The 26,067-nt window shown below is 69.9% G+C and carries 26 protein-coding genes; 9 read left to right on the forward strand and 17 right to left on the reverse strand.

Annotated features, from left to right (window positions below; genetic code table 11):
- Window positions 1–291: 291 nt before the first annotated feature.
- From metK to ACFWYW_RS06450, 9 genes are all read right to left on the reverse strand, one after another.
- Window positions 292–1,479, reverse strand: a complete 1,188-nt coding sequence (metK, locus tag ACFWYW_RS06410; RefSeq protein ID WP_379618693.1) for a methionine adenosyltransferase — start codon at window positions 1,477–1,479, stop codon at window positions 292–294.
- Between the two features lie 120 nt (window positions 1,480–1,599).
- Entirely contained in the window at window positions 1,600–1,962 is a 363-nt protein-coding gene (locus tag ACFWYW_RS06415) for a hypothetical protein (protein WP_379618695.1), read from the reverse strand.
- Between the two features lie 319 nt (window positions 1,963–2,281).
- Window positions 2,282–3,025 (reverse strand): PspA/IM30 family protein, encoded by a 744-nt coding sequence (locus ACFWYW_RS06420; RefSeq protein WP_379618697.1) that lies wholly within the window; start codon window positions 3,023–3,025, stop codon window positions 2,282–2,284.
- Window positions 3,026–3,058: 33 nt separating this feature from the next.
- Window positions 3,059–5,020, reverse strand: a complete 1,962-nt coding sequence (locus ACFWYW_RS06425; protein WP_379618699.1) for a TPM domain-containing protein — start codon at window positions 5,018–5,020, stop codon at window positions 3,059–3,061.
- A gap of 113 nt (window positions 5,021–5,133) precedes the next feature.
- Window positions 5,134–6,324: a bifunctional phosphopantothenoylcysteine decarboxylase/phosphopantothenate--cysteine ligase CoaBC gene (coaBC, locus tag ACFWYW_RS06430; protein ID WP_379618703.1), complete on the reverse strand. Its 1,191-nt coding sequence runs from the start codon at window positions 6,322–6,324 to the stop codon at window positions 5,134–5,136.
- Between the two features lie 138 nt (window positions 6,325–6,462).
- On the reverse strand, window positions 6,463–6,732 hold the full coding sequence (gene rpoZ / locus ACFWYW_RS06435; protein WP_184960643.1) for a DNA-directed RNA polymerase subunit omega: 270 nt from the start codon (window positions 6,730–6,732) through the stop codon (window positions 6,463–6,465).
- 5 nt (window positions 6,733–6,737) lie between these two features.
- Window positions 6,738–7,373, reverse strand: coding sequence for a guanylate kinase (gmk, locus tag ACFWYW_RS06440; protein ID WP_379618706.1), 636 nt, complete (start codon window positions 7,371–7,373; stop codon window positions 6,738–6,740).
- Window positions 7,374–7,425: 52 nt separating this feature from the next.
- The gene (gene mihF / locus ACFWYW_RS06445; protein ID WP_157244637.1) at window positions 7,426–7,749 is read right to left on the reverse strand and encodes an integration host factor, actinobacterial type; all 324 of its coding nucleotides are present in this window, start codon (window positions 7,747–7,749) and stop codon (window positions 7,426–7,428) included.
- Window positions 7,750–8,293: 544 nt separating this feature from the next.
- A complete protein-coding gene (locus ACFWYW_RS06450) occupies window positions 8,294–8,617 on the reverse strand; it encodes a hypothetical protein (RefSeq protein ID WP_379618708.1) in 324 nt (107 codons plus the stop codon).
- 68 nt (window positions 8,618–8,685) lie between these two features.
- Between ACFWYW_RS06450 and ACFWYW_RS06455 the strand changes: the two genes are divergently transcribed.
- From ACFWYW_RS06455 to ACFWYW_RS06465, 3 genes are all read left to right on the forward strand, one after another.
- Window positions 8,686–9,069, forward strand: coding sequence for a VOC family protein (locus ACFWYW_RS06455; protein WP_379618710.1), 384 nt, complete (start codon window positions 8,686–8,688; stop codon window positions 9,067–9,069).
- Window positions 9,070–9,217: 148 nt separating this feature from the next.
- Entirely contained in the window at window positions 9,218–9,427 is a 210-nt protein-coding gene (locus tag ACFWYW_RS06460; protein WP_379618712.1) for a hypothetical protein, read from the forward strand.
- Window positions 9,424–9,858, forward strand: coding sequence for a PIN domain-containing protein (locus ACFWYW_RS06465; RefSeq protein WP_379618714.1), 435 nt, complete (start codon window positions 9,424–9,426; stop codon window positions 9,856–9,858). The genes ACFWYW_RS06460 and ACFWYW_RS06465 overlap by 4 nt, the downstream gene beginning before the upstream one ends.
- A gap of 274 nt (window positions 9,859–10,132) precedes the next feature.
- Here the strand turns inward: ACFWYW_RS06465 and pyrF are convergent, their stop codons facing one another.
- From pyrF to pyrR, 8 genes are all read right to left on the reverse strand, one after another.
- Window positions 10,133–10,825, reverse strand: coding sequence for an orotidine-5'-phosphate decarboxylase (pyrF, locus tag ACFWYW_RS06470; RefSeq protein WP_379616479.1), 693 nt, complete (start codon window positions 10,823–10,825; stop codon window positions 10,133–10,135).
- Window positions 10,826–10,854: 29 nt separating this feature from the next.
- Entirely contained in the window at window positions 10,855–11,823 is a 969-nt protein-coding gene (locus tag ACFWYW_RS06475; protein ID WP_184960638.1) for a dihydroorotate dehydrogenase, read from the reverse strand.
- Window positions 11,813–12,685: a dihydroorotate dehydrogenase electron transfer subunit gene (locus ACFWYW_RS06480; RefSeq protein WP_379616737.1), complete on the reverse strand. Its 873-nt coding sequence runs from the start codon at window positions 12,683–12,685 to the stop codon at window positions 11,813–11,815. The genes ACFWYW_RS06475 and ACFWYW_RS06480 overlap by 11 nt, the downstream gene beginning before the upstream one ends.
- Window positions 12,686–12,708: 23 nt before the next feature.
- On the reverse strand, window positions 12,709–15,996 hold the full coding sequence (gene carB / locus ACFWYW_RS06485) for a carbamoyl-phosphate synthase large subunit (protein ID WP_379616476.1): 3,288 nt from the start codon (window positions 15,994–15,996) through the stop codon (window positions 12,709–12,711).
- Window positions 15,989–17,086, reverse strand: coding sequence for a glutamine-hydrolyzing carbamoyl-phosphate synthase small subunit (gene carA / locus ACFWYW_RS06490; protein ID WP_379640921.1), 1,098 nt, complete (start codon window positions 17,084–17,086; stop codon window positions 15,989–15,991). Before carA ends, carB begins: the two co-directional genes overlap by 8 nt.
- A 124-nt stretch (window positions 17,087–17,210) precedes the next feature.
- Window positions 17,211–18,500, reverse strand: a complete 1,290-nt coding sequence (locus ACFWYW_RS06495; RefSeq protein ID WP_379616472.1) for a dihydroorotase — start codon at window positions 18,498–18,500, stop codon at window positions 17,211–17,213.
- Complete coding sequence (locus ACFWYW_RS06500; protein ID WP_379616470.1) at window positions 18,497–19,414, reverse strand: aspartate carbamoyltransferase catalytic subunit; 918 nt, start codon at window positions 19,412–19,414, stop codon at window positions 18,497–18,499. Before ACFWYW_RS06500 ends, ACFWYW_RS06495 begins: the two co-directional genes overlap by 4 nt.
- A complete protein-coding gene (gene pyrR / locus ACFWYW_RS06505) occupies window positions 19,411–19,944 on the reverse strand; it encodes a bifunctional pyr operon transcriptional regulator/uracil phosphoribosyltransferase PyrR (RefSeq protein WP_184960632.1) in 534 nt (177 codons plus the stop codon). The genes ACFWYW_RS06500 and pyrR overlap by 4 nt, the downstream gene beginning before the upstream one ends.
- A gap of 150 nt (window positions 19,945–20,094) precedes the next feature.
- On the opposite strand from pyrR, the gene ACFWYW_RS06510 reads away from it, so the two are divergent.
- The 6 genes from ACFWYW_RS06510 (at window position 20,095) to arcC (ending at window position 26,042) form a co-directional block, all read left to right on the forward strand.
- Window positions 20,095–21,000, forward strand: coding sequence for a F0F1 ATP synthase subunit gamma (locus ACFWYW_RS06510; RefSeq protein ID WP_379621367.1), 906 nt, complete (start codon window positions 20,095–20,097; stop codon window positions 20,998–21,000).
- A 67-nt stretch (window positions 21,001–21,067) separates the two neighbouring features.
- Window positions 21,068–21,310, forward strand: coding sequence for a DUF3040 domain-containing protein (locus tag ACFWYW_RS06515; RefSeq protein ID WP_379621369.1), 243 nt, complete (start codon window positions 21,068–21,070; stop codon window positions 21,308–21,310).
- A gap of 108 nt (window positions 21,311–21,418) precedes the next feature.
- A complete protein-coding gene (locus ACFWYW_RS06520; RefSeq protein WP_379621371.1) occupies window positions 21,419–22,810 on the forward strand; it encodes an amino acid permease in 1,392 nt (463 codons plus the stop codon).
- A 15-nt stretch (window positions 22,811–22,825) separates the two neighbouring features.
- The gene (locus ACFWYW_RS06525) at window positions 22,826–24,070 is read left to right on the forward strand and encodes an arginine deiminase (RefSeq protein WP_379621373.1); all 1,245 of its coding nucleotides are present in this window, start codon (window positions 22,826–22,828) and stop codon (window positions 24,068–24,070) included.
- A 26-nt stretch (window positions 24,071–24,096) separates the two neighbouring features.
- On the forward strand, window positions 24,097–25,101 hold the full coding sequence (argF, locus tag ACFWYW_RS06530; protein WP_379621375.1) for an ornithine carbamoyltransferase: 1,005 nt from the start codon (window positions 24,097–24,099) through the stop codon (window positions 25,099–25,101).
- A 5-nt stretch (window positions 25,102–25,106) separates the two neighbouring features.
- Window positions 25,107–26,042, forward strand: coding sequence for a carbamate kinase (arcC, locus tag ACFWYW_RS06535; RefSeq protein ID WP_379621377.1), 936 nt, complete (start codon window positions 25,107–25,109; stop codon window positions 26,040–26,042).
- Window positions 26,043–26,067: the final 25 nt, after the last annotated feature.

A 26,067-nucleotide genomic window follows, 5' to 3' on the forward strand; every position in this document is an offset into this window, starting at 1 on the left:
GGCTTGCCGGGCCTTGGGCCGCCGGCCCCTGAGCCCGAGCCCCAAAGCCGCTGGCCCTTGAGCCTCAGCCCCCTGAGCCGCTGGCCCCTGAGCCACTGACCCTTGAGCCGCTGACCCTTGAGCCGCTGGCACCAAGGCCGCTGGCCCCTGAGCCGCTCTTCCCACGGCCGTGACCGTGTCCCGGGCCGGGCAGCCCCGGGCCTGGGCCGAGGTGCTTGGGTCCGGGCATGCGTGAGCCCTGAGGCCGCCGGGTGGCGGGGCTCAGGGCTCAGGCGGTGGAACGGGTGCCGGTCAGAGGCCGGCGGCGGTGCGGAGGGACTCGGCGCGGTCGGTCGACTCCCAGGAGAAGCCCTCGCGGCCGAAGTGGCCGTAGGCGGCGGTCTCGGAGTAGATCGGGCGCAGCAGGTCGAGGTCGCGGATGATGGCCGCGGGACGGAGGTCGAAGACCTGCAGCACGGCGGCCTGGATCTTCTCGATCTCGACCTTCTCGGTGCCGAAGCACTCCACGAACAGGCCGACCGGCTGGGCCTTGCCGATGGCGTAGGCGACCTGGACCTCGCAGCGGTCGGCCAGGCCGGCCGCGACGACGTTCTTGGCGACCCAGCGCATGGCGTAGGCGGCCGAGCGGTCGACCTTGGACGGGTCCTTGCCGGAGAAGGCGCCGCCGCCGTGGCGGGCCATGCCGCCGTACGTGTCGATGATGATCTTGCGGCCGGTGAGGCCGGCGTCGCCCATGGGGCCGCCGATCTCGAAGCGGCCGGTCGGGTTGACCAGCAGGCGGTAGCCCTCGATGTCGATCTCGAGCCCGGCGAGCACGGGGTCGACCACGTGCTCCTTGATGTCGGGGGCGAGCATCTCCTTGAGGTCGATCTCGGCCGCGTGCTGCGTGGAGACTACCACGGTGTCGAGGCGGACCGGCGTGTCGCCGTCGTACTCGATGGTGACCTGGGTCTTGCCGTCGGGGCGCAGGTACGGCACGGTGCCCGACTTGCGGACCTCCGACAGGCGCTGGGCGAGCCGGTGCGCGAGCATGATCGGCAGCGGCATCAGCTCGGGGGTCTCGCGGCAGGCGTAGCCGAACATCAGGCCCTGGTCACCGGCGCCCTGGCGGTCGAGCTCGTCGCCGACGCCCTCCTCGCGGTGCTCGTAGGCGTCGTCGACGCCCTGGGCGATGTCGGGCGACTGCGCGCCGATCGAGACGGAGACGCCGCAGGACGCGCCGTCGAAGCCCTTGTGCGAGGCGTCGTAGCCGATCTCAAGGATCTTCTCGCGGATGACGCCGGGGATGTCGACATAGGTCTCGGTCGTCACCTCGCCCGCGACGTGGACCTGGCCGGTAGTGATCATCGTCTCGACGGCGACCCTGCTCTTGTGGTCGTCCTTGAGCATGGCGTCGAGAATCGCGTCACTGATCTGGTCGGCGATCTTGTCCGGGTGGCCCTCGGTGACCGACTCGGAGGTGAACAGGCGACGTGACAACTCAGTGGCTCCTCATGCAGCGGCTGCTGACGTATGTGCGGCTCGGACAGGTGGACACCAGCCTGGGCCTCGCCGAAGTCTAGCCCCACGGGAGGCCAGGTAGCGAAACCGCGGGCCGATTCAGAGATCCGGCAGTGGGTCGGGTGGAAGCGTCTCGGGCGCGAAGATCTCCGCGTCCGCCGCTCTAACCACGGCGGCGTACTCCTCATCGAACTCGAAGGCCATCGAGCCGAGCTCGATGATCGATCCAGTCATGATGGGGCCCAGGCGTGTCGCCCTCGGGAACGTGGCATGGACCGACACCGGCCGGTCGCTCCTGAGCATCCTGGTGGCGAGCACCGAGATCGCCCCGTCGGTGACCACGATGAGGAAGTTGGCCATCCCCGGCGGCCCCACCGACAGCGCGGGAAACACGTATCTGATCTGTTCGTCGGGCCCGAGCAGCGTCCTGCAGCGGTCCCTCACCGCGGTTCCTACCGGCATCTGCGTTCTCCCCCTTTGTGTAAGTATCCGCAGGGGTACGGCAACGCGGCAACATCCAAATCCCGATCCCCCGCCCCAAACCCAGGAGACGACCGCGGCAGCGGGCAAGGGCGTAGTCGTCACGGCGGGAGGCCGTTGGCCTTCACGACCGGCGCTCGACGGGCGCGCGCCCGCGACGGCGGGGCGGGCAAGGCGGCGGGAGCCGTAACGGATGGCGGGCGTGAAGGACGCCCACCCACAGCGGACGAAAGCCGCAACGAACGAAGAACGTAAAAAACGGCCCGGCCGCGCCGGAGAAAGTGGCACGGCCGGGATGGGATTAGTTGGGGCTGGGGGATTGGATTTGGAGGGGTTTGCCCATCTTGAGGGCGGCCAGGCGGGCCTCGATCTCGGCCTGGGCGCTGACGTCCTCCAGGCTCTCGAACTGCGCGTCGAGCGACGAGGCGGCCAGCTCCTGCTGTCCGATGACCTTCGCCTCCTCCCGCTTGATCTTCTCCTCGAAGCGGCTGACCTCGCTGGTCGGGTCGAGGATGTCGATGCTCTTGATCGCGTCCTGGACCTGTGACTGGGCCTGGGCGGTCTTGGCGCGGGAGACGAGTTCGTCGCGCTTGCTCCGGAGCTCGCCAAGCTTGTTCCTCATCTGCTGAAGGCCCGCCTTGAGCTTGTCGACGACCTCCCGCTGCGCCGCGATGCCCGGCTCCGCGGCCTTCGCCTCCTGCTCGGCGGACATCTGGCGGCCCAGGGCGACCTTGGCGAGTTCGTCGAACTTGTCGCCCTCCGTCCGCTGCCCCGACGCGCGCAACTGGTCGGCGCGCTGGCTGGCGGCCATGGCCTTCTTGCCCCATTCCTCCGCCGCCTGGACGTCCTCGCGGTAGTCGGCCTCGACCATCCGCAGCGACCCGATGGTCTGCGCGATGGCCTTCTCCGCCTCGGCGATGTTGTCGGTGTAGTCGCGCACCATCTGGTCGAGCATCAGCTGCGGATCCTCGGCCGAGTCCAGCAGCGCGTTGATGTTGGCCCTGGCCAGCTGGGCGACACGGCCGAAGATGGACTGTTTGGACATTGCTCATTCCCCCGATATGTGATCGTTTCCGGGTCAGAAGGCTCCCCCTGAGCCCCTCCGCCCTCGTGTACCAGAGCCGCCGAAGCTGCCCGGCGCCTGGCCGCCGCGCCTGCCCGTCCCCGCGGTCTGGCGGCCGCCCCCGCGGCCCGCGCCGCGGCCGGACATCATGCCGCCCCTCATCCCGTCGATGAGGATGCCGCCCAGGATCGCGCCCATCATCGCGTCGGCGCCGCCCCTGCCGTTGCCGGTACGTCCGTAGCCGAACGCCGACACCTCGCCCCGCGCCGCCCGCCCGGCCTCCTGGGCGAGCTGGTCGGCGCGCTGGGCGGCGGCGAGCGCCGCGGACGGGTCCTCCCCCGCCCGCGCCCGCGCCTCGGCCAGCAGACGTTCCGCCTCGGCGATCCGGGTGCGCGCGGTGCTGCCGACCGCGCCGCGGTTGGTGGTGATGAAGTCCCTGGTGGCCGCGATCTCGCTGCGCGCCGTGAGCATCGCCTGGTCGAGCATGCTGCGCGCCTGCCCCTGACGGGCCTTCTTGTCGCGTACGCCCTTCAGCGCCTCGTCCAGCGTCGCCTGCGCCTCCTCCACGCGGCGCAGCAGCGCGATCGGATCCACGCGGGTCGCGACGACGTCCTCGGCCACCTGGGTCGCGGTGCTCTCCGCGTACGCGATCTGGGGCGCCAGGTCCGCCGCGTACGCCTGGTCGGCGGCCAGCGCCTTCGCCGCCGACAGGTTGGCCGCGACGGTCTCCAGGGCGGGCTTGAGACCGGCCGCCGCCTGGTGGATGTCGTCGGCCCGCCTGGTCACCGCCTCCATGAGCTGCCTGGCCTGGTCCACGGCCGACTGCGCGGCCAGCACCTGGGCGACCGCCTTGCCCGACTCCCCCGCGTCCAGCGACGCCTGCGCGGCGGTGAGCGTCTGGCCGGCGAACTCCAGGCGGTTGGCCGCGTCGTCCGGGTTGTCCTCGACGGGGGTCAGGGCGCTGTGGGCGAAGCGCTCGGCGGTGGCGGCCATGGCCCGCCGTACCTCGGCGAGCTTGGGTGTGAGCTCGGCGTGCGCCTGCCGGACCTCGGCCAGTACGCGCGGGGCCTGCTTCTCCATGTCGCGCAGCCGGTCGAAGGCCTCCGACTCGGCGTCGAGCCGGGCGTTGGCGTCCGCGCAGCGCCTGACGATCTCCTGCAGCATCGCCTGGCGGGTCACGTCGTCCTCCGGGACCTCGTCGTCGAGCTGCTGGCGGAGCCGGAAGGCCTGGTCGAGCTCGCCTTTGGCGTATTCGAGCGCTTCGGCGAACGGCTGGGCCGCCTCCTCGCCGAACTGCGCCGTCGCGAAGCCCACCTCCTGCTCGGAGGTCTTGACCGCGTCGTCGGTGTGGACGAGCGCCTGTCCCGCGCGGGTCTCCAGGTCCTTGGCCGCGGCGGCGTGGCGGGAGGTCTTGCGGCGGCGCGAGTACAGGTAGACGCCCCCGCCGGCCGCGGCCAGCACCCCCGCCCCCGCCAGCCACCAGGCGCTGCGGCCTTCGGGGTTGGCCGGGTTCGCCATGGCCGTGCCGTACCCCTTGGCGGCGCCGACGGCCGCACCCGCCCAGTCGTCCTTGCGCAGCGCCGGCACGATCGTGTCCTGCGCGACGGCGTTCATCTGCTCGGCGGACAGGGGGAAGTTCGTGTCGGCTGATACGGCGTAGCGGCGTTCCCGCGTGGCGACGGCCATCAGCAGGTCGTCACGGCCGAGGCGGCTCAGTCCGGCGGTCTGGTCGGCCCAGGTGGTGGCGTTCCAGCCGGAGAAGCCGGTGACGTAGACGACGTAGAGGCGGATGCCGCGCTCGGCTTCGAGCCGGCTGATGGCGGCCTGAACCTCGCCCGCCCGGTCGCCGAGGGCGCCGGCGTGGTCGGTGACGGTCTGGGTGACGGCCTCGGGCGCCTCGGCGGACGCCGCCGCGGGGATGGCCAGGAGGGCGCCGGTGATGAGCAGTACGCGTATGACGTGCCTGAATGCTGACAACCCCGACCGCCCCCAGTCGTAGCTTCACTGACCCCTGAGGCGTCTCATCCCCACATTACGGAGCGTGTACACATTTGTCCCATTAGTGAGAAAGGCAGGTCACAGGGGCTCGATCAAGCCAGACGCGGCGCGACCAGGGACCAGAGGGCGTCGGCCAGATCTTCCTTCGGGCCCCTCGGAACCTCGACCGGCTCTCCCCCGGCGACCAGGATCGTGGCCGCGTTGTCGGGGGTGCCGAAGGCGAGGTGCTCGCCGACCTGGTTGACCACCAGGAGGTCGCACCCCTTGCGGGCCAGCTTGGCCTGGCCGTTGGCCAGCACGTCATCGGTCTCGGCCGCGAACCCCACGATCACCGCGCCGTTCCCGGCCCGGGTACGCCGCACGCCGAGCTCAGCCAGGATGTCGGGATTCTTCGTCAGCCGGATGGCCTCGGGATCGCCGGACGTCTTCTTGATCTTGGACGTGGAGCGCGTCACCGGCCGGAAGTCGGCCACGGCGGCGGCCATCACCACCGCGTCGGCGTCCTCCGCGGCCGACAGCACCGCCTCGCGCAGCTGCTCGGTCGACTCCACCCGCACGATCTTGGCCCCGGCCGGATCGGGCAGCGTGACGTTGGCCGCGATCAGGGTCACCTCGGCGCCGCGTGCCACGGCCGTGCGCGCCAGCGCGTACCCCTGAAGGCCGGACGAGCGGTTGCCGATGAAGCGGACCGGATCGATCGCCTCGCGGGTGCCGCCCGCGGAGACGACCACCCGGCGGCCGGCCAGGTCGCGCGGCGCCCCGCGCAGCACGCGGCGGCAGACCTCGAAGATCTCCTCGGGGTCGGGCAGCCGTCCGGGGCCGGTGTCGGCGCCGGTCAGGCGTCCCGAGGCGGGGTCGATGACGAGGGCGCCGCGCTCGCGCAGGGTGGCGACGTTGGCGCGGGTGGCGGGGTGGTCCCACATCTCGGTGTGCATCGCGGGCGCGAACACCACCGGGCAGCGCGCCGTCAGCAGCGTGGTGGTGAGCAGGTCGCCGGTCAGTCCCTGGGCGGCCTTGGCGAGGACGTCCGCGGTGGCCGGGGCGACGATCACGAGGTCGGCGTTCTGCCCGATCCGCACGTGCGGCACCTCGTGCACGTTCTCCCACACCTCGGTGGTCACCGGGTTGCCGGACAGCGCCGCCCAGGTCGGTTCGCCCACGAACCGGAGCGCGTCGCGGGTGGGCACCACGCGCACCTCGTGCCCGGACTCGGTGAACAGGCGGAGCAGTTCGCACGCCTTGTAGGCGGCGATGCCGCCGCTGACGCCCAGTACGACCCTCATCGGCGCGCCGCCACCCCTCTCCTCCGCACGAATCGCCCCAACCCTAGAGCTTCGCGCCGGTACGGCTCCGCCCGGGGTCCGGACATGGCGCAGCTCCCGGCTCCGCCCTGGGCGGCGTCGAGAGCTGGAGTCGAACGGTCAGACCGCGCCTTCGATGGGCTCGGCGTTGAGCAGCCCCTCGGAGACCTCGCGCAGCGCGATGGACAGCGGCTTCTCCTGGGCGTGGGTCTCGACCAGCGGGCCGACGTACTCGAGCAGGCCCTCGCCGAGCTGCGAGTAGTAGGCGTTGATCTGCCTGGCGCGCTTGGCGCCCATGATCACCAAAGAGTACTTGCTGTCGACGATGTCGAGCAGAGAGTCGATCGACGGGTTGGTGATTCCCTCAGCGACCGGGGCAATGCCTGCCACGATTGTCAGACCTCTCGGTTGGTGGATGTCGTGACCCCCTGAGGGTCTGTCATCAAGGCTATCAGCCGATGACATACATCCTGGACACTCGTGTTCACAAGTGTGATGTCGAACTCGGGTTCCGCCGCGCATTCGACGCGTCCGGCGGCCAGGCGGCGTTCGATGACGTCCTCCGGCTCGGTGCCGCGGCCGCGCAGCCGGCGTTCCAGCTCCTCCCACGTGGGCGGGGCCAGGAAGACCAGGAGCGCCTCCGGCATCGTCTTGCGTACCTGCCTGGCGCCCTGGAGGTCGATCTCCAGGAGGGTGGGCACGCCGCTCGCGAGCCGGTCGAGCACGGGCCGGCGCGGCGTACCGTAGCGGTTGCCGGCGAACTCGGCCCATTCGAGCAGTTCGCCCGACTCGATGAGCCGGTCGAACTCGTCGTCGTCGGCGAAGAAGTACTGCACGCCGTGCGACTCGCCGGGGCGGGGCTTTCTGGTGGTCACCGAGACCGACAGCCACACCTCGGGGTGGGACCGCCGGATCTCGGCGACGACCGTGGACTTCCCCACGCCCGACGGCCCGGACAGGACCGTCAGGCGCCTGGAGGGAAGGAGGTCGACCTGTGTGTCGTGGGCCCTCAAACTGTCGGACCAAGACATGTCGGTCACTTCCTACCCCCCGCTGAAGCTGCGCTTTCGTGTGAAGACGAGATTAGCTCTCGCCGCCACCGAACTCGCGCTCAAGGGCGGCCCTCTGGTTCGCGCCGAGGCCGCGCACGCGGCGCGACTCGGCGATGGTGAGCCGCTCCATAAGCTGCTTGGCGCGGACCTTGCCCACGCCTGGGAGCGACTCCAAAAGCGCCGACACCTTCATCTTGCCGATGACGTCGTCGGTCTGCCCATCCTTGAGCACCTCAGCCAGAGAAACCGCGCCATGCTTGAGCCGGTTCTTGACCTCGGCACGCTCTTTACGGGCCTTGGCAGCCTTCTCCAGGGCTGCGGCGCGCTGCTCGGGGGTCAACGGAGGAAGAGCCACGCCGGGTCACCTCGAATTTCTGTCGATGTACTCGGACGAGAGGGGAAACTAGCTGGTCATCGCCACCTAAGCAACGCCAAGAGCGGTTTCTCTCACCACAAAATCCAGTTCTTAACTCTCCGTGTTTGTAAAACTACGATGAGCTGATCAAATCGCGCTCACTTCCCGGTTCTCGAAGATCGTCGCCCGCCAGGGACGATAACGATCATGACTACTGACCGTCACCCGAAACCCGTCTTTGCGCGACCCGAAAACCCGTTATCAAACCGAGATCTTCTCTTCGCCGGAACGGCTCCGCCACCCCTGCGGGTAGAGAATTCTTCTATCCGGTAGAAGGTTCTTCCTCCCACCGCTGCCCGGTGGAGTGATCATGCACTGACCCGGGGTTAGCTTGGCGGCACGCGAGTCTCACTCGCGATCGACGTGGGGATCGGCGAGGGCAGGCGAGGGGGAAGTACCGCACGACCGGAGCACGTTTCCCGGTCGTGCGGTACTTCCGAGAAGCCGGTGGGTGGCAGGGCCTCGCGCGGCTCCCCTTCTGGGGCTACGAACGGAGTCCAGCGGTGGCGGCGGTTCTCGCCGGCCACACCGTGACGGCCGGCACCGCCACCGAGCACGCGGCCGCCGCCGGAAGGTTCGCCGGATCGTCCAGCCGGCCGAGGGCGACGCTCAGGAGCGGCAACAGGATGAGCACGACCCGCCGCAGGGCAGGCGACCGCACCGCGAGCACGACGATGCGCAGGAGTTCGGCCGCCGGCACCGTACTCACCACGACGCCGGCGAGCAGGACGGCGGCCCATCCCGCCAGCCGCCGGACTCCCGAGGGCGCGGGACCCCGTAGCAGGTCGAACGCCTCGCGCCCGCTCACGGCCGCCACCGCAAACGACTTACCGAATTCGGTGGCGCGCGAGGGAGCGCTGAGGCAGGCTCCACCTCATGGTTTCGGTAGTGCAGAACGTGGCGATCGATTGTGCGGATGCCTTTGAGCTGGCCGGATTCTGGAGCGAGGTGACCGGCAGGCCCCGGCATCCGGAGGACCGGCCAGGTGACCACGAGACCCAGGTGATGCTGCCGGAGGGCCCGGTGCTGCACTTCAACCAGGTGCCGGAGAAGAAGACGATCAAGAACAGGATCCACCTGTGCCTGCGCCCGGAGACCTCACGCGAGGAGGAGGTCGAGCGGCTGCTGGGCCTCGGCGCCACCCAGGTCGCCGATCACCGGAACCCGGACGGCTCGGGCTGGGTCGTCCTCGCCGACCCGGAAGGCAACGAGTTCTGCGTCCTGCGCAGCGACTCCGACCGCGCCGCGACACCTTCCTGATCCCGAAGCGATCCCGGGTCGCCGCGCAAAGCTCGCCTACTTCTTGACGAGGTGGGTTGATATACCCCGAAGGGCTATTAGTGTAGATAGAATAAGAAGGTGGATACATCCAATGTTGAGTTCGTGAGGTAGCCTTATGGCCAAGACCATGATTGACCTGGACGATGACGCTCTCGTGCTCGCCGCCGAAGAGCTCGGCACGTCTACCAAGCGTGACACCGTGAACGCCGCGCTGAGAGTGATCGCCAACCGGCGCGCCGCCAAACACGCCCTCGCACTCCTGGACGAACTCAAGATCGACCTGTCCGAGGATGCCTGGCAGATCGAGCACAAGGGCTACTCCGGAGAAGAGTCGTGAGCACCGTATATCTCGTCGACAAGTCCGCCTGGGAGTGGGCCCGGCGAGACCCGGCCGCACGCGCCGACTTCACGCAGATCACCGGTGAGGCGATCACCGCGACCTGCCATGTGGCCACAATGGAAGTCCTCTACTCGGCCCGCAACCCAGAGGACTACGAGCGGCTGCGCTTTCGGTGGGCGTCGCTTGCCCAGCTGCCAGACCCTTCCACCGACACCTACGAAGCCGACATGGCATGGGTGATGGATCGGGCCATGGAAGTACAGCGACTCCTGACCGAGACAGGAGAGTGGCGCAGGCCTGTGACGGACCTGATGATCGCCGCTTGTGCGGAGCGGGCCGGAGCGACCGTGCTGCACGTGGACAAGGACTATCCGCTGATCGCCAAAGTGACCGGCCAGCAGGAGCGGCGGCTTACCACATCGAAGTGATCGCCGGGCGAACCGCCGGAGGCCTGCGAAAGATCGAGGGCAGAGATCCCGGCCCCTCTCCGGTCAACGCCAAGACGTGGCTCTCAACCGGCCAACGCTCGGGGAGCGCGAGGGGCCGGAGGCCTCTCGCCGGGGTTTGGGGCGAAGCCCCAATCGGAACAGCCTGAAGGCCCGAGCCTTTGGAGTGGGGCGTGGGGGCCCTGCCCCCACTCGGACACAGCCCGAAGCCGCCCCAGCGCGAAGCGCCCCCTCCGAAAAGCGGAGGCCCGAGCTCTCAGGTGGTGCGGCGCAGGGAGGCGGCCAAGGCCGCGGCCGTGGCTCCCGGGTCCGCCGAGCCCGTGATCGGGCGGCCGATCACCAGGAGGTCCGCGCCGTCGGCCATCGCCTGTTCCGGGGTGGCCACGCGGGCCTGGTCCTGGGTTTCGGCGCCCGCCGGCCGTACACCTGGAGTGATCAGTGTGATCGCGGGGCCGACTTCGGCACGGACGGCGGCCACCTCGTGGGGTGAGCAGACCAGCGCGGTCGCGCCCGCCCCCACCGACAGTACGGCCAGCCGCCGCACAGCGTCGTCGGCCGGTCCCGACAGCCCGATCCGGCCCAGGTCGGCCTCCGACAGCGACGTCAGCACGGTCACCGCGGCGATCTTGGTGTGTGGAGCGGCCTGTACGGCCGCCTGGATCATCGCCGGGCCTCCGGCGGCGTGAACGGTCAGGATGGCGGGCCGGAGGCGGGAAACGGCCCTTGCGGCCCCCGCGACGGTATTGGGGATGTCGTGCAGTTTGAGGTCCAGGAAGACCCGCACCCCGCTGCCCCCGCGGACGGAGTCGATCACGTCGGGCCCGTAGCGGAGGTAGAGTTCGAGCCCGACCTTCACCGTGCTGACGTGAGGGGTGACCATCGCGGCCCAGCGGGCGGCGGTCTCGAGGTCCGGCGCGTCCAGGGCGACGGCGATCGGGGCGGGCGTCACGGTGGTCTCTCCTCGTGCGGGTGCGAGCGTCAAAGGGAACTCTCTTCGTGCAGGTGCCGGGCGGCGCTGCCCGGTGGGCGGTGGGCGAGGCCGACGGCGTCGGCCAGCCGCTGGAAGCCGCGTGCGCGCAGCAGGTCCTCGAGTTCGCGCTCGATGCGCAGGCACGCGTACGGGTCGTGGAACAGCGCGGTGCCGACGCCGACGGCGCAGGCTCCGGCGAGGATGAGCTGGAAGGCGTCGGCGCCGGTCATGACGCCGCCGACGCCGATGATGGGCGTGCCGGGCAGGGCGGAGTGGACCTGCCACACGCACCGTACGGCCAGCGGCAGGATGGCCGGGCCCGACAGCCCGCCGGTCACCGCGGCGAGGGCGGGCTTGAGCGTGACGGTGTCGATGCTCATCCCGAGCGGGTTGTTGATCATGGACAGGGCGTCGGCCCCGGCGTCCACGCAGGCGCGGGCGACGGCGGCGATGTCGGCCACGTCGGGCGCCAGCTTGGCGATGACGGGCACGTCGTAGCGCATCACCGAGCGCACGGAGGCGATGACCTCGGCCGCCGCGCCGCCTTCGCGGGCGAAGACGCGGCCGCGGTCCTCGATGTTGGGGCAGGACAGGTTGACCTCGACGGCGGTGACGCCGGGCGCGTCGGCGAGCCTGCGGGCCAGGGCGGCGTACTCGGCGACGGTGCCGCCGCCGATGGAGACGATGGTCTTGATGCCGCGCTGGGCCAGCCAGGGCAGTTCGCGTTCCAGGAAGGCGTCGACGCCGGGGCCCTGGAGGCCGACGGCGTTGAGCAGGCCGGCGGGCGTCTCGGCCATGCGTGGCGTGGGGCGTCCGGCGCGGGGCGCCATGGTGATGGAGCGGGTGACGAGCGCGCCGAGCCGGTGGAGGTCGAAGAACTGGGCGAGTTCGCGCCCGGAGGCGGCGCAGCCGGCCGCGGTGGTGATGGGGTTCGCTAGCTCGACATGTCCCAGAAAAGTCCGCATATCAACTGACATGTCGGGCTCCACCCCCGGGCGCGCCCAACGCGTCGAACGGGATCGTTCCCACGTCCTCGAAGCGCACGCGCTCCCCCCTGAACACCGGCCCCTCCGCGCACGCCCGCGTCATCCTCGTCACCCCGTCGTCGCCGATGACCGGCAGCACGCAGGTCATGCAGATGCCGATCCCGCACGCCATCGCCTCCTCCACCGCCACCTGCACCGGGATGTCGGCCTCCATGGCGACGGCGGTGACCGCGCGCAGCGTCTGCATCGGCCCGCAGGCGTAGACGACGTCGGCGCGGGTGCCGGCCACGACCGCTGGCAGCGCGTCGCTGACCGTGCCGCGCACGCCCAGCGAGCCGTCCTCGGTGGTGAGCGTGACCGTGGCCCGCTCGGCCATCCGCCTGGCCCGCATCGCGCCGAACACCCGGTCGGCCGAGGCCGCCCCGAGCACGAAGTCGACCCGGCAGCCCCGCTCGGCCAGCGCGTCGGCGAGCGGGAACAGTACGGCGGAGCCGTACTCGGAACCGACGAGCACGCAGTGGACGGGGTCGCGCGGCAGCGGGAACGGCCGCCCGAGCGGTCCCACGAGGTCGATCGTGTCGCGGGCGCGGCGCTCGGCGAGCCAGGCGGTGCCCGGCCCGCCGGCGCTGAAGACCAGCTCGACGGTGCCGCCGTACTCCGGCTTGACGTCGTGCACGTAGAAGGCGCGGCGCGTCACCATCGCGGTGTTCGCGCCGCCGACCGACACGGACACGAAGTGGCCGGGGCGGAAGCGCTCGGCGATGCCGGGCGCCACCACGGTCAGCGCATGATAGGCGTCGACCCGGCGCGTCGTCAGCACCGTGCCCGTCACCTGCACCGGAGTGCCGGCCAGTGTCGCTCACCTCCCGCGGGGGCTCACCCCCGAAGCGCTCGTGCGTGCTCCTGGAGGGACCGTACGCCAACATCGCCCCGCACCTTGGCCTGGATGCCCGCGGCGGCCGCGGCGAGTCCTTGGACCGTGGTGATGCACGGGATGCCGCGCAGCACCGCGGCGGTGCGGATGTCGTAGCCGTCCAGGCGCGGCCCGGACTGGCCTGGGCTGCCGAACGGGGTGTTGACGATCAGGTCCACCTCACCGTCCAGGATGCGCTGGACGATCGTGGGCTCACCTCCGGGTCCCGTGCCGTCGCTCTGCTTGCGCACGATCTTGGCATGGACACCGTTGCGGCGCAGCACCTCGGCGGTGCCCTCCGTGGCGAGGATCTCGAATCCGAGGTCGGCCAGCGCCCGCACCGGGAAGATCATCGCCCGCTTGTCGCGGTTGGCCACCGAGACGAACGCGCGGCCCTTGACGGGCAGTTCGCCGTACGCGGCGGCCTGCGACTTGGCGAAGGCGATGCCGAAGAACTCGTCGATGCCCATGACCTCGCCGGTCGAGCGCATCTCCGGGCCGAGCACGGTGTCGACGCCCCTGAACCGGTTGAACGGCAGCACCGCCTCCTTGACCGCGATCGAGGCGTCCAGCGGCAGCGTGCCGCCGTCGCCCTCGGCCGGCAGCATGCCCTCGTCGCGCAGTTCCTTCAGCGTGGCGCCGAGCATGACGCGGGCCGCCGCCTTCGCCAGCGGCACCGCCGTCGCCTTGGACACGAACGGCACGGTACGGCTGGCGCGCGGGTTGGCCTCCAGGACGTAGAGCACGCCGGCCGACATCGCGTACTGGACGTTGAGCAGCCCGCGCACCCCGACGCCGCGGGCGATGCCCTCGGTGGCGGCGCGGATGCGCTTGATGTCGGCCCCGCCGAGCGTGATCGGCGGCAGCGCGCACGCCGAGTCGCCGGAATGGATGCCGGCCTCCTCGATGTGCTCCATGACGCCGCCGAGGTAGAGCTCGTGGCCGTCGAAGAGCGCGTCCACGTCGATCTCGATGGCCTCGTCCAGGAACTTGTCGACCAGCACCGGGTGCCCGCCCTCCTGGGCCGACATGTAGGTGGTGAGGGTCTCGTCGTCGTAGACGATCGCCATGCCGGCCCCGCCCAGCACGTACGAGGGCCGCACCAGCACCGGGTAGCCGATCTCCTCGGCCACCGCCAGCGCCTCCGCCACGGTGGTGGCGGTGCCGTGCTTGGGCGCGGGCAGGTTCGCCTCGGCCAGGACGCGCCCGAACGCGCCGCGTTCCTCCGCCAGGTGGATCGACTCGGGAGAGGTGCCGACGACGGGCACGCCCGCGTCCTTGAGCGCCTGCGCGAGGCCCAGCGGCGTCTGCCCGCCGAGCTGTACGATGACGCCCGCGACCGGGCCGGTCTGCTGCTCGGCGTGGACGACCTCCAGGACGTCCTCCAGCGTCAGCGGCTCGAAGTAGAGCCGGTCGGAGGTGTCGTAGTCGGTCGAGACGGTCTCCGGGTTGCAGTTGACCATGACGGTCTCGAACCCGGCCCTGGACAGCTCGAAGCTGGCGTGCACGCAGGCGTAGTCGAACTCGATGCCCTGGCCGATGCGGTTGGGCCCGGAGCCGAGGATGAGGACCTTGGACCGCTCGCCGTAGGGGACCTCGTTCTCCTCGTCGTAGGTCGAGTAGAGGTAGGGCGTGGTCGCGGCGAACTCGGCCGCGCAGGTGTCGACGGTGTTGTAGACCGGGCGCAGGCCGAGCGCGTGGCGCAGGTCGCGCACGCGCGTCTCGTCGAGGCCGCGGATCTCGCCGATCTGGACGTCGGAGAAGCCGTGCCCCTTGGCCCGCTCCAGCGTCTCGCGGGTGAGCTCGGGCGCGGCGGCCAGCGCCGTCGCCTCCTCCTGCAGCAGGAAGAGCTGGTCGATGAACCACGGGTCCACGCGGGTGGCCTCGAAGAGCTCCTCCGCCGTGGCGCCCGCCCTGATGGCCTGCTGCATCGTGCGCAGCCGTCCGTCATGGGGGGTACGGCACGCGTCCAGCAGTTCCGCCTTGCCGGTGTACTCCCCGACCCAGGAGAACGACGAGCCCTTCTTCTCCAGCGACCGCAGCGCCTTCTGCAGCGCCTCGGTGAAGGAGCGGCCGATGGCCATGGCCTCGCCCACGGACTTCATGTGCGTGGTGAGCGTCTGGTCGGCCCCGCGGAACTTCTCGAAGGCGAAGCGCGGCACCTTGACCACGATGTAGTCGAGCGTCGGCTCGAAGGAGGCCGGGGTGACCCGGGTGATGTCGTTGGGGATCTCGTCGAGCGTGTAGCCGATGGCCAGCTTCGCGGCGATCTTCGCGATCGGGAAGCCGGTGGCCTTGGAGGCCAGGGCGCTCGACCGGGACACGCGCGGGTTCATCTCGATGACGATCATGCGGCCGCTGGCCGGGTCGACGGCGAACTGGATGTTGCAGCCGCCGGTGTCGACGCCGACCTCGCGGATGACCGCGATGGCCACGTCGCGCATGTTCTGGTACTCGCGGTCGGTGAGGGTCAGCGCGGGCGCGACGGTGACGCTGTCGCCGGTGTGGACGCCCATCGGGTCGATGTTCTCGATGGAGCAGACGATGACCACGTTGTCGTGCTTGTCGCGCATGACCTCGAGCTCGTACTCCTTCCAGCCGAGGATGGACTCCTCCAGGAGCACTTCGGTGGTCGGCGAGGCGTCGAGCCCGGCTCCGGCGATGCGGCGCAGGTCGGACTCGTCGTAGGCGAAGCCGGAGCCGACGCCGCCCATGGTGAACGAGGGCCGCACCACCAGCGGGTAGCCGAGCGTCCCCGCGGCGGCCAGGCAGTCGTCCATGGTGTGGCAGATCACCGACTCGGCGCTGGAGGCGTTGAGCCCCTGCTCGCGGGCGACCTTGGCGACGATCTCCTTGAACCGCTCGCGGTTCTCCCCCGCCTGGATCGCGTCGAAGTCGGCGCCGATCAGCTCGACCTCGTAGCGCTCCAGTACGCCCGCCTCGTGCAGGGCAACCGCGGTGTTGAGCGCGGTCTGCCCGCCGAGCGTCGGCAGCAGCGCGTCGGGCCGCTCCTTGGCGATGATCTTCTCGACGAACTCGGGGGTGATCGGCTCGACGTAGGTGGCGTCGGCGAACTCCGGGTCCGTCATGATCGTCGCGGGGTTCGAGTTGACCAGGATCACCCGGAACCCCTCTGCCCGCAGCACGCGGCAGGCCTGGGTGCCGGAGTAGTCGAACTCGCACGCCTGCCCGATCACGATCGGCCCCGAGCCGATGACCAAGACCGATTGGATGTCTGTTCTCTTAGGCACGCTGCATGACCTCGCAGAACTCGTCGAAGAGGTACGCGGCGTCATGCGGGCCCGCCGCGGCTTCCGGGTGGTACTGCACGCTGAAGGCGCGCCCGTCGAGCAGGCGCAGTCCTTCCACGCAACGGTCGTTGAGATTGACGTGACTGACCTCTGCCGGGCCGTACGGGGTGTCGAAGGCGCCGTCGAGCGGCGCCTCCACCGCGAAGCCGTGGTTGTGCGCGGAGATCTCCACTTTTCCGGTACGCACGTCCTGGACCGGCTGGTTCACCCCGCGGTGACCGTAGGCCAGCTTGTAGGTGCCGAGCCCGAGCGCGCGGCCGAACAGCTGGTTGCCGAAGCAGATGCCGAAGAACGGCACCCGCGCCTCCAGCACCCGCTTCAGCGCGCCGACGTCGGCGGTGGCGGGGTCGCCCGGCCCGTTGGAGAAGAAGACTCCGTCCGGCTCGACGGCCATGATCTGCTCGAAGGTGGCGGTCGCGGGCAGCACGTGCACCTCGCAGCCGCGCTCCGCCATGCGGTGCGGCGTCATGCCCTTGATGCCCAGGTCGACGGCGGCCACGGTGAACCGCTTCTCGCCCTGGGCGGGGATCACGTAGGTCTCACCGGTGGAGACCTGCTCGGCCAGGGAGGCTCCGGTCATCTGCGGGGCCTGCCGTACGCGCTCGACGAGCTCCTCGACCGGGACGGTGGGCGCGCTGAAGACGCCCGCCCGCATCGCGCCGCGCTCGCGCAGGTGGCGGGTGAGCGCGCGGGTGCCGCGCAGGGCGATGCCGACCACGCCCTGCTCCTTGAGGTAGGCGTCGAGGGAGCGGTCGGCGCGCCAGTTGGAGACCACGCGGGACGGCTCACGCACGACATATCCGGCGACCCACACCTTCGACGACTCGGGGTCCTCGTCGTTGACGCCGGTGTTGCCGATGTGCGGGGCGGTCATCGCGACGATCTGCCGGTGGTAGGAGGGGTCGGTGAGGGTCTCCTGGTAGCCGGTCATGCCGGTGTTGAAGACCATCTCGCCGAACGTCTCACCCTCGGCGCCGTAGGGGGTTCCATGGAAGACACGACCGTCCTCCAGGACAAGCACCGCGTTCACATGTGGCTCCCTGTGGTCGTGCGGAACGTCCTCGCTTCGCTGCGGTTTTCCGCCCCCATCCCCGGCTCCCTCCGGTCGCGCACAGGTAGAAACGTCCTCGCTTCGCTGCGGTTTTCCACCTGTGTCAAACCAGCTTCCCTTCCAGAACGGTGGGCTTGCCCCGGAGGAAGGTGGCGACGACCCGGCCCGGGAGGGTCATCCCCTCGTACGGGGTGTTGCGGCTCTTGGAGGCGAAGGCGCGCGGGTCGACCTCGGTGCGGGCGCCCGGGTCGTACAGGGTGATGTTGGCCGGGGCGCCGGCCTCGATCGGGTTGCCGTGGCCGGACAGGCGGCCGATCTCGGCGGGCTTGAGCGACATGCGCTCGGCCACGCCCGCCCAGTCGAGCAGGCCCGTGTCGACCATGGCCTCCTGGACGACGCTGAGCGCGGTCTCCAGGCCGATCATGCCCATGGCCGCCGCCGCCCACTCGGTCTCCTTGTCCTCGACCGGGTGCGGCGCGTGGTCGGTGGCGACGACGTCGATGGTGCCGTCGGCCAGGGCCGCGCGCAGCGCCTCGACGTCGGCGCGGGTACGCAGCGGCGGGTTGACCTTGTAGATCGGGTTGTAGGAGCCGTTGGGCGACTCCTCGACCAGTTCGTCGGTCAGCAGCAGGTGGTGCGGGGTGACCTCGGCGGTGACGTTCCAGCCCTTGGACTTGGCCCAGCGCAGGATCTCCACCGAACCGGCGGTGGAGACGTGGCAGATGTGCAGGCGGGAGCCGACGTGCGCGGCGAGCAGGCAGTCGCGGGCGATGATCGCCTCCTCGGCCACGGCGGGCCAGCCGGCCAGGCCGAGGCGGCCGGAGATGACGCCCTCGTTCATCTGGGCGCCGCCGGTGAGGCGGGGCTCCTGGGCGTGCTGGGCGACGACGCCGTCGAAGGCCTTGACGTACTCCAGCGCGCGGCGCATGAGCACCGCGTCGTCGACGCAGTGGCCGTCGTCGGAGAAGACCCGCACGCGGGCGGCGGAGTCGGCCATGGCGCCGAGCTCGGCCAGTTGCCTGCCCTCCAGGCCGACGGTGACGGCGCCCACGGGCTGCACGTCGCAGTAGCCGCCCTCCTGGCCGAGCCGGTAGACCTGCTCGACGACGCCGGCGGTGTCGGCGACGGGCGAGGTGTTGGCCATGGCGTGCACGGCGGTGTAGCCGCCGCGGGCGGCCGACTGGGTGCCGGTCAGGACGGTCTCGGCGTCCTCGCGGCCGGGCTCGCGCAGGTGGGTGTGCAGGTCGACCAGGCCGGGCAGCGCGATCGCGCCGCGGCCGTCGACGATCTCCTCGGTGCCCTGCAGCCCGGTGCCGATCTCGGTGATGGTTCCGCCGGAGACGCGAATGTCGGCGGGCTCGCCGCCCAGGACGCGGACGTTGCGAATGATCATGCGGACTCTCCCCCGAGGAGCAGGTACAGGACGGCCATGCGGGTGGTCACGCCGTTGGCGACCTGCTCGACGATGGTCGAGCGCGGGGAGTCCGCCACGTCGGCGGCGATCTCCATGCCCCGGTTCATCGGGCCGGGGTGCATCACGATGGCGTCGTCCGGCATCTTGGCGAAGCGGTCGCGGTCCAGGCCGTAGCGCCGGGAGTACTCGCGCTCGCTGGGGAAGTAGGCGGCGTTCATCCGCTCCTTCTGCACGCGGAGCATCATGACCACGTCCGACTTGGGCAGCACCGCGTCGAGGTCGTAGGAGACCTCGCAGGGCCAGGTGCCGACCGAGACCGGCAGCAGCGTGGGCGGGGCGACCAGCGTCACGTCGGCGCCGAGCGTGGCCAGCAGCAGCACGTTCGAGCGGGCCACGCGCGAGTGGAGCACGTCGCCCACGATGGTGATCTTGCGGCCTTCCAGCGAGCCGAGTCGGCGGCGCATGGAGAAGGCGTCGAGCAGGGCCTGCGTGGGGTGCTCGTGGGTGCCGTCGCCGGCGTTGACGACGCTGCCGCGCACCCAGTTGGCCAGGCGGTGCGGCGCGCCGGAGGCGCCGTGGCGGATGACGACCGCGTCGGCGCCCATAGCCTCCAGGGTCAGCGCGGTGTCCTTGAGCGACTCGCCCTTGGAGACGCTGGAGCCCTTGGCGGAGAAGTTGATGACGTCGGCCGACAGGCGCTTGGCCGCGGCCTCGAAGCTGATGCGGGTGCGGGTGGAGTCCTCGAAGAACAGGTTGACCACGGTACGGCCGCGCAGCGTCGGCAGCTTCTTGATGGACCGTTCCGAGACGGCCGCCAGTTCCTCGGCGGTGTCGAGGATGAGCAGCGCGTCGTCCTTGGACAGGTCCGCGGCGGAAATGAGGTGCTTGTTCACTTGATCAACTCCACTGCGTCGCGCCCGTCGATCTCGTCGAGGAAGACCTTGACCTTCTCGCTCTTGGCGGTCGGCAGGTTCTTCCCGACGTAGTCGGCGCGGATGGGGAGCTCGCGGTGACCCCTGTCGACCAGCGTGGCGAGCTGCACGGCCGTCGGGCGGCCCAGGTCGTTGAGCGCGTCGAGCGCGGCGCGGACGGTGCGGCCGGAGTAGAGCACGTCGTCGACGAGCACGACGGTCCTGCCGTCGACGCCGTCCGGCGGAAGCTCGGTGTGGCCGAGGGGGCGGGCGGGCTTGAGCCGCAGATCGTCGCGGTACATCGTGATGTCGATCGAGCCGACGGGGATCTTCACGCCTTCGAACTGCTCGATCCGCTCACCGAGCCGGCGGGCCAGAGTCACGCCGCGGGTCGGGATGCCGAGGAGGACGACGCCGTCGGCGCCCTTGGTGCGCTCGAGGATCTCGTGCGCGATTCGGGTCAGCGCCCGGTGGATGTCCGGGCCTTCGAGAACGGCCCTTGATTCGGACATGGGAAATCATCACCACCTTCCCCGCCTCACGGGACGGGACTTAAAAGGGTGTCGGTCGGGACACACAGTACCAGGCGCCACCAGCCACGATGCGGCGCCCCCTCGGCGCGTTAGCCTGATCGCGCACACCATGTAGTCGGGGGGGTCACATTGGGTGCTCAGCTACGCCTGATCAGGCAGCGGATCAAGTCCGTGAAGTCGACCGCGAAGATCACACGAGCTCAGGAGTTGATCGCCTCGTCGCGGGTGGGCAAGGCCCGCGACCGCGCCGACGCGGCGCAGCCGTACGCGCGGGAGATCTCCGCGGCGGTCTCGGCGCTCGTCAGCCACCACATGAAGATGAACCACGCGCTGCTGAACGAGCGGCCGGACACCTCGCGGGTGGCGGTGCTGGTGCTGACCAGCGACCGGGGGTTCGCCGGCGGCTACAACCACAACGTCATCAAGAACGGCCAGGCCCTGCACGCCATGTTCGAGGCGCAGGGCAAGGAGCCGGTCTTCTATGTGGTGGGCCGCAAGGGGGTCGACTGGTTCCGCTTCCGCGGCCGGGAGATGGCCGGGCACTGGGCGGGGATGAGCGGGCAGCCGGGTTACGACACCGCCGCCGAGATCGGCAAGACGCTCATCTCGGCGTTCGACATGCCGACCAGGGACGGCGGCGTGGGCGAGGTGCACGTGGTCTACACGGAGTTCGTCACGATGCTGACGCAGGCGCCGCGCGTCACCAGAATCCTGCCACTGCAGGTGGAGGAGGTCGAGGGCGAGGCGGGGACGGCCTCGGGGCCGCCCAAGGCGCCCTACGAGTTCGATCCCTCGCCGGAGGCGGTGCTGGACGAGATGCTGCAGAAGTACGTGCGCTCGCGGATCTGGTACATGCTGTTGTCGTCGGCGGCGGCCGAGCACGCGGCCCGCCGTACCGCGATGATGGCGGCGACCGAGAACGCGCACGAACTCATCGAGAAGCTCACGCGCGAGGCCAACGAGGCGCGGCAGGCGGAGATCACGACGGAGATCACCGAGATCGTCGGCGGCGCGGAGGCGCTCAAGCACTCCTGACGGATTTGGCACAATCGGACAAAGCATTATAAAACCTCCTTCAAGGTCTCTTGGGGGAGGTTTCATCATGGCGCTGTCCGCGCGCGAGCAAACGGTCCTGGACGCGATCGCCCGCCAGATCGCGGTGGAGGACCCGGCGCTGGTCAAGGACCTCTCCGAGCACGGCAGCGGGGTCGTGACCGCCGAGCGCATCCCCCAGGCCTGGGACGCCTGGCCCGTGGCGCTGATCGCACTCTGCCTCGCGGTCTTCACGGTCGTGCTGCTGCTGAGCGGTTCACCGTCCGATCTGCCGCACGCCGTGATCAGGTAATTTCCGGACAAGGCCCCGTGTCAGCACTCTGAGTGCCGGGCACGTCACCGTGAGTCGCACGCGTTCCGCCTGCGGCTTTCCGCGGACCGACGTGCACGGGGGCACCGCATGGGGGAACCACGACCGCCCGAGGGCGGTGTCACGACCGCGATTCCCACCGAGACCGCTCCCGGCTCCGGCGGGCTCGGGCTCGGCTCGGCCATCGCGCTCATCATCGGCAACGTCGTCGGCACCGGGATCTTCCTGCTGCCGGCCTCGCTGGCCGCCTTCGGCACCGTCAGCCTCGTCGCCATGGTCGTGGTCACGATCGGCGCCATCGCCATGGCCATGGTCTTCGGCAAGCTCGGCGAGCGCATCCCCGCCGGCGGTGGCCCCTACGCCTACGCGCGCAGCGCCTTCGGCGAGTTCGCCGGCTTCTGGAACGCCTGGTCGTTCTGGCTGACGGCGTGGATCGGCAACGCCGCGATCGCCGTCGCCTGGGTCGGCTACGTCCAGTACTTCGCCCAGCAGGTATTCGGCCTGGACTGGAACGGCGTGCCCATCGCCATCGGGCTGGTCGGCCTGTGGATCCCGGCGGTCGTCAACCTGATGGGCGCCAGGAACATGGCCGCCTTCCAGCTCGTCACCACGATCCTGAAGTTCGCCCCGCTGCTGTTCGTCGGCGTCATCGGGCTCTTCTTCATCCAGGGCGCCAACTTCGGCGCGTTCAACGCCACCGACGGCAACTGGGTCGGCGCCATCTCGATGGCGGGCGCCGTCGCCCTGTTCATCTACTCCGGCGTCGAGAGCGTGTCCATCGCCGCCGAGAAGATCAGGAACCCCGAGCGCAACATCGGCAGGGCCAGCGTCATCGGCGTGCTCGCCTGCGCGGTACTCTACATCCTGAGCACCGTCGCCGTCATGGGCACCGTGCCGCACGAGCGCCTGGTCAACTCCACGGCGCCGTTCGCCGACGCGCTCAACAACATGTTCGGCGGCTCGGCCGGCGGCATCCTCATGGCCGCCTGCGCGATCGTCTCCGGCATCGGCGCGCTGAACGGCTGGACCATGCTGGTGGCCGAGATGCCGCTGGCCGCGGCCAAGGACGGCATGTTCCCGCCGGTCTTCGGCAGGGTCTCGCGCCGGGGCGTACCGGCCGCGGGCATTCTGGCCGGCACCATCCTGACCTCGGTGATGCTGCTGGTCGGCTACGCCTCGGAGAACGCCTTCAACACCATCGTGCTGCTGGCCTCCTTCACCACGGTCATCCCGTACTTCTTCTCCGCCGCCGCCCAGATCTTCTGGCTGGCCACCGGAGGGCGCCTGGTCGACAAGCGCCGCCTGGCCAGGGACATGATCATCGCGGTGATCGCGCTGCTGTTCGCGTTCTGGATGGCCTTCGGCTCCGGCGCCGAGGCGGTGCTCGGCGGGACGCTCATGCTCCTCGTGGGTGTTCCGGTCTACATCTGGGTCAAGTCCAAGAGGGGCGAGTACGGCCCGCGTGACGCCCGCGTTTCCTGAGGGGATAGAGAAGAAATGACCTTTCACGTCGATTCCGAGGTGGGCAGGCTCCACCAGGTGATGCTGCACAAGCCCGAGCTGGCCCTGAAGCGCCTCACACCCACCAACAAGGACGAGTTCCTCTTCGACGACGTCCTGTGGGTGCAGCGGGCGCTGGAGGAGCACGAGGAGTGGCAGCAGGTCCTGCGCGACCGCGGCATCACCGTCTACATGCTGGCCGACCTCCTGCGCGAGACCCTCGACATCCCCGAGGCGCGCAAGCACGTGCTGGAGCACGTGGTCGACGAGCGCTGGATCGGCCCGCTGGCCGTGGACGCCGTGCGCAACGTCCTGGACGCCATGCCCTCGGCCGAGCTCCAGCAGTTCCTCACCGGCGGCATCACCAAGGGCGAGCTGATGGAGCGCGGGGTCGACCCCAAGAGCGTCGCCTACCACGTGCTGGACGAGTCCGACTTCGTCCTGCCGCCGCTGCCCAACCACCTGTTCACCCGCGACACCTCCTGCTGGATCTACAACGGCGTCTCGATCAACGCCATGAAGAAGAAGGCCCGCCAGGCCGAGACGATCAACCTGGAGGCCGTCTACCGCTACCACCCGGTCTTCGCCGCCGGGTTCCGCCGCCCCGAGGCGGGCGGCTTCAACGTGTGGATGCCCGGCACCGCGGTCGCCCCGGCCACGATGGAGGGCGGGGACGTGCTGGTCATCGGGCGCGGGGCCGTACTCATCGGCATGAGCGAGCGCACCCAGCCGCAGGCGGTCGAGATGCTCGCGCGCAACCTCTTCAAGCACAACGGCGCCAAGAAGATCGTGGCGCTCAACATGCCGAAGGCCCGCGCCTTCATGCACCTCGACACGGTGATGACCAACGTGGACGTCGGCGTGTTCACCAAGTACGCCGGCCTCGGCATGCTGCCCTCCTACACGATCGAGCCCGGCGACAACGACAAGGAGCTCAAGGTCACCGACCACCGCCCCGAGGACATGCACAAGGCGATCGCCCGCGCCCTGGACCTGGACGACATCAAGGTCCTGACCGCCCACCAGGACGTCTACGCCGCCGAGCGGGAGCAGTGGGACGACGGCTGCAACGTGCTGGCCATCGAGCCCGGCGTGGTCGTCGCCTACGAGCGCAACACCACCACCAACAACTTCCTCCGCTCGGAGGGCATCGAAGTGATCACCATCAGGGGCAGCGAGCTCGGCAGGGGGCGCGGTGGCCCGCGCTGCATGAGCTGCCCGCTGGAACGCGACGGCATCTGACCTTTCAGGTTCTCGGGGGGAACTTCATGGCATTCAACCTGCGCGGGCGCAGCTTTCTCAAAGAACTGGACTTCACGCCAGAGGAGTTCGGGTTCCTGCTGCGCCTGGCGGCCGACCTGAAGGCGGCCAAGTACGCCGGCGTCGAACAGCAGCGGCTCAAGGGCAAGAACATCGCCCTGATCTTCGAGAAGTCCTCGACCCGCACCCGGTGCGCGTTCGAGGTGGCCGCCCACGACCAGGGCGCGCACGTCACCTACCTGGACCCGTCCGGCTCGCAGATGGGGCACAAGGAGTCGGTCAAGGACACCGCCCGGGTGCTCGGCCGGATGTTCGACGGCATCGAGTACCGGGGCAGCGCCCAGTCCAACGTGGAGGAGCTGGCCCTGTACTCGGGCGTACCGGTGTGGAACGGGCTCACCGACGAGTGGCATCCCACGCAGATGCTCGCCGACATGCTCACCATGAAGGAGCACAGCGACAAGCCGCTGCACGACATCTCCTTCGCCTACCTCGGCGACGCCCGCAACAACATGGGCAACTCGCTGCTGGTCACCGGCGCGATGTTCGGCATGGACGTACGGCTGGTCGCCCCCAAGGCGCTGCAGCCCGACCGGCAGATGGTCGTCAAGCCGGCCAAGGACCTCGCCAAGCAGACCGGGGCCACGGTCACCATCACCGACGACGTGGCCAAGGGCGTCAAGGGCGTCGACTACCTCTACACCGACGTCTGGGTGTCGATGGGCGAGCCCAAGGAGGTCTGGGACGAGCGGATCAAGCTGCTGAAGCCGTACCAGATCAACGACAAGGTGGTGAAGGCCACCGGCAACCCCAAGGTGAAGTTCATGCACTGTCTGCCGGCCTTCCACAACCGGGAGACGAAGGTCGGCGAGGACATCTACGAGAAGACCGGCCTGGACGCGCTGGAGGTGACCGAGAGCGTCTTCGAGTCGCCGCGCTCGATCGTCTTCGACGAGGCCGAGAACCGCCTGCACACGATCAAGGCCATCATGGTGGCCACCCTCGGGGACTGACCGCGATGCGCGTCATCGTCGCCCTCGGGGGCAACGCGCTGCTCAAGCGCGGGGACCGGCCGGACGCCGACACCCAGATCGCCAACGTCAACATCGCGGTGAAGACGCTGGCCAAGCTGGCGGAAGAGCACGAGCTGATCATCACCCACGGCAACGGCCCCCAGGTCGGGATGCTGGCGCTGGAGAGCGCCGCCGACACCAGCCTGACCCGGGCCTACTCCTTCGACACGCTCGGCGCCGAGACCCAGGGCATGATCGGCTACTGGATGCTGCAGGCCCTGCAGAACGCCCTGCCCGGCCGGCAGGTCATGGCGCTGGTCACCCAGACGCTCGTCTCGGCGGTCGACCCGGCCTTCGACAACCCGACCAAGTTCGTCGGCCAGGTCTACGAGCAGGCCGAGGCCGAGAAGCTGGCCAGGGAGAACGGCTGGGTGGTCCGGCAGGACGGCCCGTACTGGCGCCGCGTGGTGCCTTCTCCCGCGCCGCAGCGCGTGGTGGAGACCCGGCTGATCCGCAAGGCCGTACGCGACGGCGTCGTGGTGGTCTGCGCGGGCGGCGGCGGCATCCCGGTCGTCCGCGACGCCCAGGGCCGGCTGTCGGGGGTCGAGGCCGTCATCGACAAGGACCTGACCGCGTCGATGCTGGCCGAGGCGCTGGACTGCGACGCGTTCCTGATCCTCACCGACGTGCCGAGGGTCATGAAGGACTTCGGCACGCCGCAGCAGAGCGAGATCGGGCATACCACTCCGTACGAACTGCGCTCCATCGACTTCCCCGCCGGCTCGATGGGGCCGAAGGTGGAAGCCGTGTGCAGGTTCGTGGAGACCACAGGTGACATGGCCGCGATCGGCAAACTCGACCAGGCCGTCGAGATCCTCAAGGGGAAGGCGGGCACGATCATCACGCCGAGCGCCACCTGGCCGTTGACGAGCACGCTTTAGTCGCATCGGGGCCGGTGGCCCCTTC

This window comes from Nonomuraea sp. NPDC059023 (assembly GCF_042740095.1).
GTDB lineage: Bacteria > Actinomycetota > Actinomycetes > Streptosporangiales > Streptosporangiaceae > Nonomuraea.

Excerpts from the sequence above, each read along its gene's own strand:
- ACFWYW_RS06525 (WP_379621373.1), top strand. The coding sequence starts at position 22,826 with ATGACCTTTCACGTCGATTCCGAGGTGGGCAGGCTCCACCAGGTGATG.
- ACFWYW_RS06515 (WP_379621369.1), top strand. The coding sequence starts at position 21,068 with ATGGCGCTGTCCGCGCGCGAGCAAACGGTCCTGGACGCGATCGCCCGC.
- ACFWYW_RS06475 (WP_184960638.1), bottom strand. The coding sequence starts at position 11,823 with ATGTCAGTTGATATGCGGACTTTTCTGGGACATGTCGAGCTAGCGAAC.
- arcC (WP_379621377.1), top strand. The coding sequence starts at position 25,107 with ATGCGCGTCATCGTCGCCCTCGGGGGCAACGCGCTGCTCAAGCGCGGG.
- ACFWYW_RS06520 (WP_379621371.1), top strand. The coding sequence starts at position 21,419 with ATGGGGGAACCACGACCGCCCGAGGGCGGTGTCACGACCGCGATTCCC.
- gmk (WP_379618706.1), bottom strand. The coding sequence starts at position 7,373 with ATGTCTTGGTCCGACAGTTTGAGGGCCCACGACACACAGGTCGACCTC.
- ACFWYW_RS06415 (WP_379618695.1), bottom strand. The coding sequence starts at position 1,962 with ATGCCGGTAGGAACCGCGGTGAGGGACCGCTGCAGGACGCTGCTCGGG.
- pyrR (WP_184960632.1), bottom strand. The coding sequence starts at position 19,944 with ATGTCCGAATCAAGGGCCGTTCTCGAAGGCCCGGACATCCACCGGGCG.
- ACFWYW_RS06455 (WP_379618710.1), top strand. The coding sequence starts at position 8,686 with ATGGTTTCGGTAGTGCAGAACGTGGCGATCGATTGTGCGGATGCCTTT.
- argF (WP_379621375.1), top strand. The coding sequence starts at position 24,097 with ATGGCATTCAACCTGCGCGGGCGCAGCTTTCTCAAAGAACTGGACTTC.
- ACFWYW_RS06495 (WP_379616472.1), bottom strand. The coding sequence starts at position 18,500 with ATGATCATTCGCAACGTCCGCGTCCTGGGCGGCGAGCCCGCCGACATT.
- ACFWYW_RS06460 (WP_379618712.1), top strand. The coding sequence starts at position 9,218 with ATGATTGACCTGGACGATGACGCTCTCGTGCTCGCCGCCGAAGAGCTC.
- ACFWYW_RS06420 (WP_379618697.1), bottom strand. The coding sequence starts at position 3,025 with ATGTCCAAACAGTCCATCTTCGGCCGTGTCGCCCAGCTGGCCAGGGCC.
- coaBC (WP_379618703.1), bottom strand. The coding sequence starts at position 6,324 with ATGAGGGTCGTACTGGGCGTCAGCGGCGGCATCGCCGCCTACAAGGCG.